A 10,288-nucleotide genomic window follows, 5' to 3' on the forward strand; every position below is an offset into this window, starting at 1 on the left:
ACACCAGCCCCAACGGGGCTGCGTAATTCAGCCCAGGGTCAGCCGAGCCTCAGCGAGGCGACCCTGGGTATGCCAATACACGACCGGGAAGCAAACCCAACGCCTTCGCCACACGCCCCGCTCGCCAGCAGCGTCTGCAATGAGCCCCGCCGCAGTAGAAGAGTGTGCTACAGCTCCAAAACTCACGATCAATGTCCTTAACCGAGTGCCATTCAGATCTAGGCCTCTAGCTACCAGCTCACATCACCATCCCACCATCCACGGCCAGCACCTGCCCCGTGATATAACGGGCCGCTGGACTGGCGAGGAAGAGAACGGCTTCAGCAATGTCTTCACCTGCTCCAAGATCACCGAGCGGGATCTTCTTCAAAATCTCACCCTTCACGGCATCATTAAGCACATGCGTCATGTCCGTGGCAATGAAACCAGGGCAGATGCAGTTCGCCGTAACACCACGACCAGCAAACTCACGCGCCAGGGACTTCGTGAAACCGATGAGGCCCGCCTTGCTCGCCGCGTAGTTCGCCTGACCCGCATTGCCGATCAAGCCGATCACAGAACTGATGTTGATGATGCGCGCGCCCTTTTGCTTCAGGATGCTGCGTTGAAACGCCTTCACCATGTTGAAAGCACCCTTCAAATTGGTGTCCAGCACCACGTCCCAGTCTTCCTCGCTCATGCGCAGCAGCAGACCGTCCTTGGTGACACCGGCGTTGTTCACCAGAATGTCCACGTGATCATAGTCCGCCAGGATCTGCTTGCCCACTTCGGCGCAGGCTGCCCCATCGGCCACGTCGAGTGCATAAGCCTTCGCAGCATCGGGATAGGTGGCGTTGATGGCATCCGCAGCGCTTTGCGCATTGGCCAGTGTACGGCTGACGACGGCCACTTTCGCGCCCTCGGCGGCGAAGGTTTCGGCGATGGCTTTGCCAATGCCGCGTCCGGCACCGGTGACGACTGCGATCTTATCTTGAAGTTTACCCATGCCTTCATCCATGAACGGCATGCTTCAGCGTGCAAGAAGAAGGTGCATCGACACCCCGCATGCGTAGGGTCCTGCATTGCCGATGAGTGACGACGCGCCGCCAGCCGACAAACCTATCCCTGTAAAAAAAGCCGTCTCACTGGGCGGGCTTTGTGATGCCATCGTCTTTTTGGCCCTCCCCTGCACCTGGCTCGGCAGCCTGGGCCGCTATGGCTGGGTGTTCGATCTCCTTTCACACTTCCGGCTTCAATACGTGATCGTCTGCGCCCTCGTGGTGATCTACGCGCTGATTCGTCGTCGCACCTGGCTGGTGCTCATCTCACTGATCTCCCTGCTCTGGAACGCCCAAATAATTGAAGCCTTCCACCAAACGGCCGAGGTGGCAGACACGACACGCGAGAAAGCCCTGCGCGTCATGACCTTCAATGTCCTGACGCAAAACAAAAACCAGACCTCAGCCATCACCCATGTGATGCAGACAGACGCGGACATCGTCTGCTTGCTGGAGGTCGATGACTCCTGGCGCGCATCCTTGGAGCAGCTTCGCATCAAATACCCGCATCACTTGGAAGAACTGAGCGACGGCCATTTCGGCATCGCCTGCTACACGCGACTGCCCCTGAAAAGCTCCGAAGTTCGCCGCTTCTCCATCTGGCGGCTGCCCACTCTCGTGCTCAATCTCGATCACCTTGGCAGACCTCTCACCTTCATCGGCACCCATGCCATCCCGCCGACGAGCGGCCAGCGGGCGCATGAATGGCGCGATCAGTTGTCAGGCATCGCCACTCTCGTCGCTGGCCTCACCGGCGAAGTCATCGTGGCCGGCGATCTCAACACCACGCCTTGGTGCGAGGGCATGCGCCTGCTGCGCGAAAAGGGCGGCCTGGACTTCCGCTCCGTCGATCCCGTCTGGCCACCCACCTGGGGGCTGCACCTGCCCATGATGATCCCCATCGACCACGTCCTCACAAAACGCGGCCTGACCATCCAAAAGCGCACCCTCGGCCCCGATATGGGCTCCGACCACCGCTCCGTGACGGTGGACATTGTACGAAGCGCGCCATAGCTCACGCGTACGCAGAGCGTCTTGGAGTGCGGCGGCAAGCCTAGGCGCGACGCCGCTTTCGCAGGCAGGACGGCGCGCTGAGCACACAAAAGCATTCCACACATCGCAGAGGCACTGCCGTGCGGCCACTTCAACAATCAAAAATCGATGGCTCGACAATCGTCAATCATTCAGGCCGCAGAGCGTAGTGGCTGTGCGTGATTGACGATTGAGGAACAAGGATGGTTGATTTTTAGAGTGCCTCACGCCAGCACCGCCTTCACCGGACTGTGCTCCTCCACCCCCGTGAGCCGCTGGTCCAGCCCCTGGAATTTGAAGCTGAACTTGCGGTGATCAATACCCATGAGGTGCAGGATCGTGGCGTTGAGATCATTGATGTGCACGGGATCTTTGACCACGTTGTAGCTGAAGTCGTCCGTCTCGCCGTGCTCCACACCGCCTTTGATGCCACCACCGGCCATCCACATGGTGAAGCAGCGAGGATGGTGATCACGCCCATAGTTTTCCTTGGTCAGCGTGCCCTGTGAATAGACCGTACGCCCAAACTCCCCGCCCCAAACCACCAGCGTGTCCTGCAGCAGCCCGCGCTGTTTCAAATCCATGATCAGCGCCGCACAGGCACGCTCGGTGTCCTCCACCTGACCACGCAGCAGCTTCGGCAGATTACTATGCTGATCCCACCCGCGATGCAGAATTTGCACCACCCGCGTGCCGCGCTCGATGAGCCGCCGTGCCATGATGGCGCTGTGCGTAAAGCTGCCGCTGCGGTTCACATCGGCCCCATACATCTCCAGCGTCGCCTTGCTCTCCTTGCTCAGATCCGTCAGCTCCGGCACACTCGTCTGCATGCGGAAAGCCATCTCATACTGGGCGATGCGCGTCTGAATCTCCGGATCCCCAATGCGGTCATGATTGATCGTATTGAGCCTGTTCAGCGCGTCCAGCATCGTTCGCCTGTCACTGCCATCCACCCCCGGCGGATTCTTCACATACAGCACCGGATCTCCCTGCCCCCGCAACGCCACACCCGTGTACTTCGTGGGCAGAAACCCACTGCTCCACATGCGCGTAAACAGAGCCTGCGCCTGACTCGCCGCAGGGAATGTCGGCGTAAACACCACAAACGACGGCAGATCATTGCTCTCGCTGCCCAGCCCGTATCCAAGCCAGCTACCAATGCTCGGCTTGCCCGGCACCTCGCTGCCCGTCATGACAAACGTGCAGGCCGGATCATGATTGATCGCCGTGGTGCTCACGCTCTTGATCACCGCGATCTCATCCACGATCTTCGCCGTGTGCGGCAGCAGCTCGCTCACAAACCGCCCGCACTGCCCGTGCTGGGTAAACTTGAACATGCTCGGCGCCACCGGAAACCGCGCCTGACCGCTCGTCATCGTGGTGATGCGCTGTCCGTTGCGGATGCTGTCCGGCAAATCCTTGTCAAAATGCTGCTGCAGCTGCGGCTTGTGGTCCCACAGATCCAGCTGCGAAGGCGCCCCATTCATGTGCAGGTAGATCAGCCGCTTGGCCTTCGGCGCAAAGTGCGGCAGCCCGGGCAGCGCCGGTTGCACCAGGCTGGAGGCACCGCTCGCAAACTGCTCACCCATCATGCCCGCCAGCGCCACGCCTCCCAAGCGCAGGCCGGTCTGGCCAAAGAACTGACGCCGGGTCTGGCTGCGGTGATATTCAAGGAAAGGATCCATGTCGAAAGAACGCAGGCAGAAGGCACAGGCTTGCGCCGGACCGAAAAATGAAAAACCTCCCGCCAGCTCACCGAAACAGCTTCTTCTCCGCCACCGGCCCGTTCACCAGCACACGGCGCTTCGCAAAATCCAGCACCATGATCGCATCCGCCTTCGCCCCCTTGATGTGCTGCTGCCCGGACTGCACCGTCGGGTCCCCCTCCAGCACCACCTCCGAAGATGAACTGCGAAAATGAATCCGCTGCGCGATGCCAAAGAACGTGCCGTCCTTTGTGATGACGGTGATTTTACTCCACTTGTCAGCACGCGCCAGGCGCGGCCACATCTGCTTGTCCGCCTTCACATAAACAAGATCCGCCCCCTGCAGCAGCACAAAGGGAAATTCATTCACCGCCAGCTGACGCCGCGTGTCGTCGATCGACCCCAGCTTGTCATCCGAAGTCGATCCCGCCGCAATCGCCAGCAGCGAAGTCACCATCCCCATCAGATCCCCCGCCTTGCCCGTCAGCCCCGAGCTCGGTCTCTTGGCCTTCGGCGATCCCTTCGGCAGCTCCTCGTCGCGAATGAAAAGACTGCGCGGAATGGCCTTGCCCCCCTGCACTTCCAGCATGGGTCCCGGAAGGGCCGCCCACTGCTTGAGATCCGGAAACGGCAGATAGTCCAGCGGCTCAGAGGTCAGCGGGTTCGACATGCTGTGCATGGCTCTGTAGGCAAACGAGCCCACGTGCATTTTGCAGGAGGTAAGTGAAAAAAGGCAAATGCTGAGCGCCGGCACCACGCGCCGAAAGCGTTTCCGAATCATCCCGCTAGGCTGCCGTTCCAGCGCACATGCGCAAGTCTGGATTGCCTTCATCCTGCAATTGAGCCCGATTTGCACGGCAAGATGCCCCGCAGACCCATCGTTCCCATCCGCCCATGATCCGCCGCCTCTTTCTCTCGCTGCTCGCCCTGCCCTGCCTGCTCTCCGCCGCCGATGCACCGCCAAACATCGTCATGATCATTTCGGACGATCAATTGTACAGCGACTACGGCTTCATGGGCCACAAAACCATCCAGACGCCAAATCTGGACCGCCTCGCCGCCGAAAGCCTCACCTTCACCCGTGGCTACGTCCCCTGCAGCCTCTGCTGCCCCAGCCTCGCCTCGCTGATCACCGGCCTCTATCCCCATCAGCATAAAGTCACCAGCAACGATCCTCCTATCCCCGTCGGCATGAAGCCGCGCGAGTTTCAAACCAGCCCGCAATTTGACGCCGGTCGCGAAGTCATCAGCAAGCACCTCGAAGAAGCAGGCACACTGCCCACCATGCTGAAGCAAAAAGGCTACCTGAGCCTGCAAACCGGCAAATGGTGGCAAAAGAGCTACGAGCGCGGCGGCTTCACCCATGGCATGACTCACGGCGGCCGCCATGGAGATGCCGGCCTCCACATCGGCCGCAAGACCATGCAGCCCATCTATGATTTCATCAGCGACGCCAAACAGCAGCAAAAGCCCTTCTTCGTTTGGTATGCCCCCATGATGCCGCACGATCCCCATACGCCGCCGCAGCGCCTGTTGGAAAAATACAAGGACAAAGCCCCCAGCGAGCATGTGGCCAAATACTGGGCCATGGTGGACTGGTTCGACGAAACCTGCGGCGAACTCATCAAGCACATCGACGACAATGGCATGAAGGAAAACACCATCTTCGTCTACCTCAGCGACAACGGCTGGATCACCAACCCCAAGACCGGCCGCTACGCCGAGAAATCAAAACAAAGCCAGTACGACGGCGGCCTGCGCACCCCCATCATGATCCGCTGGCCCGGCCACGTGCAGCCAAAAATGTCCGAAGACCTCGCACAATCCATCGATCTCGTCCCCACCCTTCTCAAGGCCGTCGGCATCGCCCCCGCCAAGACCTTCCCCGGCATCGACCTCCTCGACTCCTCGTCCGTCAGCGTCCGCAAAACACTCTACGGCGAATGCTTCACCCACAACTTCGTCGATCTCAACGTCCCCTCCACCAGCCTGCGCTGGCGCTGGATCATCAACAGCTATGACAAGCTCATCGTCCCCGACAAAACCAACCAGCCAAACGATGTCGTGGAGCTTTACGATCTAAAAGGAGATCCCACCGAAGAGAAAAATCTTGCCGCCGAAAACGCAGACAAAGTCAAATCACTGAGCGCAAAGCTCGACGCATGGTGGAAGCCATGAAGTACGACAGACACTCCTGTCTGTCGGCCAGCGCCCACGCCCTCCCTCAGCAGCCTCACGTTACAGCTCCGGCAACGTCTCGCTTTCATTCCGGCATCCACAGAACAAAGTGTCCGTAATGCTCACGTGAAATAACCTCTCGCTCCCCTTCCCCGGATCGACAGATTCACGGGCTACACTGACCGCCGAGTTGGCAGTCCCGGCCAACCTCATGCCCACTCGTTTCTACTCACAGAGCTCGACTCCACCCATCGAGTCCGACACCGAATTCCTGACCGCATTCAGAGATCACGAATTCGACCAGCACTATCCCGAGCACATTCGCGAACAATCCGCCTGTCACTGGACGCCCATGGATGTCTGCCAGATGGCCGCGCAAATGCTCGTCGAGAAGCCCGGCACCCGCGTGCTGGACATCGGCTGCGGCCCCGGAAAATTCTGCGCAGTCGGTGCCACCACCACCCTCGGCCACTTCACCGGCGTGGAGCAGCGCACCCGGCTCGTCAAAGCCGCACGCGACCTCCTGGAGCGCCTCCGCATCACGCGCGCTGAAATCGTTCATGGCAACATCACCACCATCTCCTTTGCCGCCTTCGATGCCTTCTATCTCTTCAACCCCTTCGAGGAAAACATCCTCCCCATGCTGCGCATCGACCACGATGTGGAAATGGAGTCACGCCTCTACGACGACTACACCCTCCACGTGCAGCAGCAGCTGGAGCTAAAACCCCTCGGCACACGCATCGTCACCTACTACGGCAGCTGCGCCGAAGTCCCCGAATGCTACACCTGCGTCAAAACAGCCTACGACGGCACATTGAAACTCTGGCTAAAAACACGCTCACACCTCGAAGACACAGAGGATGATGCGCCACCTGCCCCATGTCGCTTCCCACATCTCATCTAGGCGCGTTTAAAATCATGCAGTGTCCCCACTTCCAAGGCGGCCAAAGCCGTTCTCCCTCTCCCCGCCCCTGAGCCACGACAACAACATCTATTTTTCTTCGGGGAGAGGGCCGGGGTGAGGTGCCCAAAAAAACTTCGCCAGCTTGGAGTTCAGGCTTCAATAGCGCTACACATCCAACAAATCACTCAACACGCCGTCACACAAGGAACCCCACCCGCCACATCCGGCTCCACATACTTCCTCACCCCAGCGTTCCCACCACGCCGAAACACCAGCGCCACCAGCGACAGCGTGGCCAAAGAACTCAGCGGCATCAGAATCGCAGCCAGCAGCGGACTCAGATGCCCCATCAGTCCCACGATCACCGTGACAATATTATAAGTCACCGAAAACCCAAAGACCGCATGCACCGCACGGCGATGCGTGGCGGCGATGTCCAGCAGGCTGCTCATGAAGCGCATGCTGTGTCCCAGGAAATAGAAGTCCGCCTTGTGCTCCAGAAAGCTTCGCCCCGTCACCGGACTGCCAGCACAAGAGGCGGCGTCAAACGCCAGGCTGTCATTCGCACCGTCACCGATGTAGAGCGTGCCCTGCGGCTCATGGCCGGAGATCCACGCCGCCTTTTCTTCCGGTGTCAGGCTGTGCTGCCATTGCTCCGGCTGAAGATGCAGCTGCTCGGCGATCGCCGCCACCTTGGCCTCACGGTCACCACTGAGGATGCTCACGCGCAGCCCACGCGCCTGCAGTGCCTCCACCTGCGCCAGAGATTCCACACGCAGCGCATCACGAAAACGGAAGGCGCAGAGCGTCACTCCATCCCGTGTGAAGATCGCATCTGCAGACGCATCCTGCGGCCGTGAGATCGCCCACACCGCGCCTGCATGCTCGCAGCGCAGCCCCTGTCCCGGTTCCTCCCAGACTTCAGCATCCAGGTTTTCGCTGTGCATGCCGCCCAGGGCATCAAACAGGCTGCGGCTCACCGGGTGCAGGTTGCCGCTGGTCAGATGTCGCAGCATCTGGCGGGAGCTGTCATCCAGTTCATCCAGCACCGCAGGATTCATCAGCATCGGGTTCTCCAGCGTCAGCGTGCCGGTTTTATCAAACACCACCTGATGCAGCCGCGTAAGCTTCTTCCACAGCCCCAGCGTGCGCACAAAAACGCCTTGGTCGGCCGCACGGCTTGCGGCGATGTCATCCGCCAGCGGTGCTGCCACGCCGAGGGCACATGGGCAGGAGACAACGAACACGGAAATCATCACCTGCAGCCCCCGCGCCCATTCGCCCGTATGCCACCACCACCAAAGTCCACCGACCACGCCCGCGAGCACCACCACCACCAAATATCCACGCAGCAGTTTTTCCAGTCGTAGATCCCGGTGTTCTCCCCCACGGCGTGCATCCAGCAGCTTGTGCAGCGTCGATTCACTCCACGATTCCAGAGCCACCGCATTCAGCGCACGCGTGCCCGCGTTCAGCGCACCCGAAGGCAGAAGCTGACCGCTGCTCCGCGTGCAGGAGTCGCTCTCTCCGCTGATCCACTCCAGGCTGATGCTCGCATGCTCATCGGTCAGTTTCGCTGCCACCGGCACCGCCTGCCCGGGCTTCACGGTGAAGGTCGCGCCTGCTTGCAAAGATTCCAGCATCTCCGCCTCAGGAATGGAGGGGTCACGCAGCAGCCTGCGGCGATTTCTCGCCACGGCCATCTGCTGCACCAGCCTGCCGCCCAGCATCAGGAAAATGAACATCGCCACAAAGTCGAAGTACTTCAGCCCCGGCTCTCCACTCATCCAGCCGATGAGCGACCCCACATAGGCCGCCAGAATACCAAGCGTGATCGGCGTATCGATGTGCAGCACCCCAGCACGCAGCGCATGCCACGCACGCTGCGCGAAGTAGCTTCCACCCACCAGCAGCGAAAGCGTGGCAGAGGCCGCCGCCACTAGGTCAAACCAGTGCGCAAAGGGAAAGTCCGCCGGCATGCCAAAATAGGCAGGCAGGGAGAACGCCATCGCATTCATCGCAAAGGCACCGCACACACCGGTCCGGCGCTCCAGACCGTTGTCACGGGTCTGCCCACCATCGGCACGCTGCATGCCCAGCAGATAGCCAAAGCGCTGCAGCTCTCGCGCAAACTCCACCGGCTGAAATTTCCCGGGCTGCCACGCCATGCGCAGTTCACCGCTGGAGATGTCCACATGGATTTGCGTGCCACCCAGTTTGGCAAACACTCGCTCGATCAGCCAGATGCACGCCATGCAGGAAAGCCCCTGCACAGACACGCCCAATTCAGCGGCCACATCCTCACTCACCCGTGTGCCCTCTGCAGCCAGCGTGGCGGTTTCCAGCCACCCATAGTCCTGCTGCCGCATGGCCTGCGCAGGCACGGGCGGCAGGTTCAGCCCGGACTTGAGATCATAAAAATGTTCCAGCCCATTTTGCTGCAGCATGTCATGCACAGAGTGGCAGCCCGCGCAGCAAAAGCCGTCGCTGCGGGTGTTGGGGACCGGTGTCCCGCAGTGCTTGCAGGTCGTGTTCATAAGCTTCAAAAAAATCAGTTCATCGCATGGCAGCAGCTCGCCGCCTCACTGCTTCCAAAGTCCAGCGTGTCACGCAGCCGCCACGCAAGAACGACCGCCGTCACCAGCGCCAGCCCCCGCTGCACTTTCCGCATCGTGGCAGGCTGCAGCCGCCCTCCCATCAAATGAAGCTGCGTCTGGGCCAGAAACAGCAGTGGCAGCGTGCCCAGACCAAAGGCCACCGCAAATCCAGAACCCTTCATGGCGCTGCCATTCGCAGAAGCCAGCGCCAGCATCATGTACAGCGGCCCGCACGGCAGCAGCGGCGTGGCCAGTCCGAGAAGCGCAGCCCGCCAGGTGCTCTTCATTTGAAACGCCGCCGTCTGCACCCGGCGCAGCCCGGCGGAGAGAAAGTGCGGCTTAGGCAGCCAGGCATCCAGCCCCAGTCCCACACAGGCAAAGGCCAGCACCAGCAGCCATGGCAGCACCATGCCCGCCCCATGTTGGAAAAAAGCCAGCGGCACCGCGCCGATCGCTCCGGCGATCGCGCCCGCTGCGCCATAGGAAATCATGCGCCCGGTGTGGTACAGCGCCGTGCTGCGCATGAAGCCGCCACCTTTCGGCCCGATGGCCCACGAACACGACAGCGGCCCGCACATGCCCACGCAGTGGACACTGGTGACAATGCCGGCCACAAAGGCTGCGGCGCTGGTGTCGATCTGCATCATGCCGGTATCAGATGCTTGAGCGGCACGATCTCCGGCTGATTGTTGAGTGCGATGTAAAACAGCACGCTCCACGCGCTGAGAAGCACCACAAAGGCCAGCACAACCCACAGCCACGGGCGGCTGGCAATGCAGCCCAGGGTTTCACTTTTGGAGATATTGTCCGGGGTCAAGGTAGTCATTGGAT

8 protein-coding genes and 1 pseudogene are annotated in these 10,288 nt (G+C 60.6%); 3 read left to right on the top strand and 6 right to left on the bottom strand.

Annotation, left to right across the window (positions count from 1 at the left end; genetic code table 11):
- Positions 1-238: 238 nt before the first annotated feature.
- Positions 239-985 (bottom strand): 3-oxoacyl-[acyl-carrier-protein] reductase, encoded by a 747-nt coding sequence (gene fabG, locus WAW39_RS06835; RefSeq protein WP_422317112.1) that lies wholly within the window; start codon positions 983-985, stop codon positions 239-241.
- 82 nt (positions 986-1,067) lie between these two features.
- Between fabG and WAW39_RS06840 the strand changes: the two genes are divergently transcribed.
- Entirely contained in the window at positions 1,068-2,051 is a 984-nt protein-coding gene (locus WAW39_RS06840) for an endonuclease/exonuclease/phosphatase family protein (protein WP_422317114.1), read from the top strand.
- Between the two features lie 242 nt (positions 2,052-2,293).
- Here WAW39_RS06840 and WAW39_RS06845 read toward each other — a convergent pair whose 3' ends face one another.
- Together WAW39_RS06845 and WAW39_RS06850 are read right to left on the bottom strand one after the other, a co-directional pair.
- Positions 2,294-3,754, bottom strand: coding sequence for a DUF1501 domain-containing protein (locus WAW39_RS06845; protein ID WP_422317116.1), 1,461 nt, complete (start codon positions 3,752-3,754; stop codon positions 2,294-2,296).
- Between the two features lie 67 nt (positions 3,755-3,821).
- Positions 3,822-4,445: a hypothetical protein gene (locus WAW39_RS06850; protein ID WP_422317118.1), complete on the bottom strand. Its 624-nt coding sequence runs from the start codon at positions 4,443-4,445 to the stop codon at positions 3,822-3,824.
- A 224-nt stretch (positions 4,446-4,669) separates the two neighbouring features.
- Between WAW39_RS06850 and WAW39_RS06855 the strand changes: the two genes are divergently transcribed.
- Positions 4,670-5,953 (top strand): sulfatase, encoded by a 1,284-nt coding sequence (locus tag WAW39_RS06855; protein WP_422317120.1) that lies wholly within the window; start codon positions 4,670-4,672, stop codon positions 5,951-5,953.
- A gap of 211 nt (positions 5,954-6,164) precedes the next feature.
- The gene (locus WAW39_RS06860; protein ID WP_422317122.1) at positions 6,165-6,860 is read left to right on the top strand and encodes a class I SAM-dependent methyltransferase; all 696 of its coding nucleotides are present in this window, start codon (positions 6,165-6,167) and stop codon (positions 6,858-6,860) included.
- Positions 6,861-7,045: 185 nt separating this feature from the next.
- Here WAW39_RS06860 and WAW39_RS06865 read toward each other — a convergent pair whose 3' ends face one another.
- The 3 genes and pseudogenes from WAW39_RS06865 to WAW39_RS06875 form a co-directional block, all read right to left on the bottom strand.
- Complete coding sequence (locus WAW39_RS06865) at positions 7,046-9,397, bottom strand: heavy metal translocating P-type ATPase metal-binding domain-containing protein (RefSeq protein ID WP_422317124.1); 2,352 nt, start codon at positions 9,395-9,397, stop codon at positions 7,046-7,048.
- 14 nt (positions 9,398-9,411) lie between these two features.
- Positions 9,412-10,104 (bottom strand): sulfite exporter TauE/SafE family protein, encoded by a 693-nt coding sequence (locus WAW39_RS06870; protein ID WP_422317126.1) that lies wholly within the window; start codon positions 10,102-10,104, stop codon positions 9,412-9,414.
- Positions 10,101-10,288: pseudogene (locus tag WAW39_RS06875) on the bottom strand (hypothetical protein); the annotation flags it as partial. The pseudogene WAW39_RS06875 and the gene WAW39_RS06870, both read right to left, overlap by 4 nt.

The sequence above is a fragment of the Prosthecobacter sp. genome, assembly GCF_049294395.1.
In the GTDB taxonomy this organism is placed as follows: Bacteria; Verrucomicrobiota; Verrucomicrobiia; order Verrucomicrobiales; family Verrucomicrobiaceae; genus Prosthecobacter.

Coding starts and splice junctions, on each gene's coding strand:
- fabG (WP_422317112.1), bottom strand. CDS start 985: ATGGGTAAACTTCAAGATAAGATCGCAGTCGTCACCGGTGCCGGACGC.
- WAW39_RS06840 (WP_422317114.1), top strand. CDS start 1,068: ATGAGTGACGACGCGCCGCCAGCCGACAAACCTATCCCTGTAAAAAAA.
- WAW39_RS06845 (WP_422317116.1), bottom strand. CDS start 3,754: ATGGATCCTTTCCTTGAATATCACCGCAGCCAGACCCGGCGTCAGTTC.
- WAW39_RS06850 (WP_422317118.1), bottom strand. CDS start 4,445: ATGTCGAACCCGCTGACCTCTGAGCCGCTGGACTATCTGCCGTTTCCG.
- WAW39_RS06855 (WP_422317120.1), top strand. CDS start 4,670: ATGATCCGCCGCCTCTTTCTCTCGCTGCTCGCCCTGCCCTGCCTGCTC.
- WAW39_RS06860 (WP_422317122.1), top strand. CDS start 6,165: ATGCCCACTCGTTTCTACTCACAGAGCTCGACTCCACCCATCGAGTCC.
- WAW39_RS06865 (WP_422317124.1), bottom strand. CDS start 9,397: ATGAACACGACCTGCAAGCACTGCGGGACACCGGTCCCCAACACCCGC.
- WAW39_RS06870 (WP_422317126.1), bottom strand. CDS start 10,104: ATGATGCAGATCGACACCAGCGCCGCAGCCTTTGTGGCCGGCATTGTC.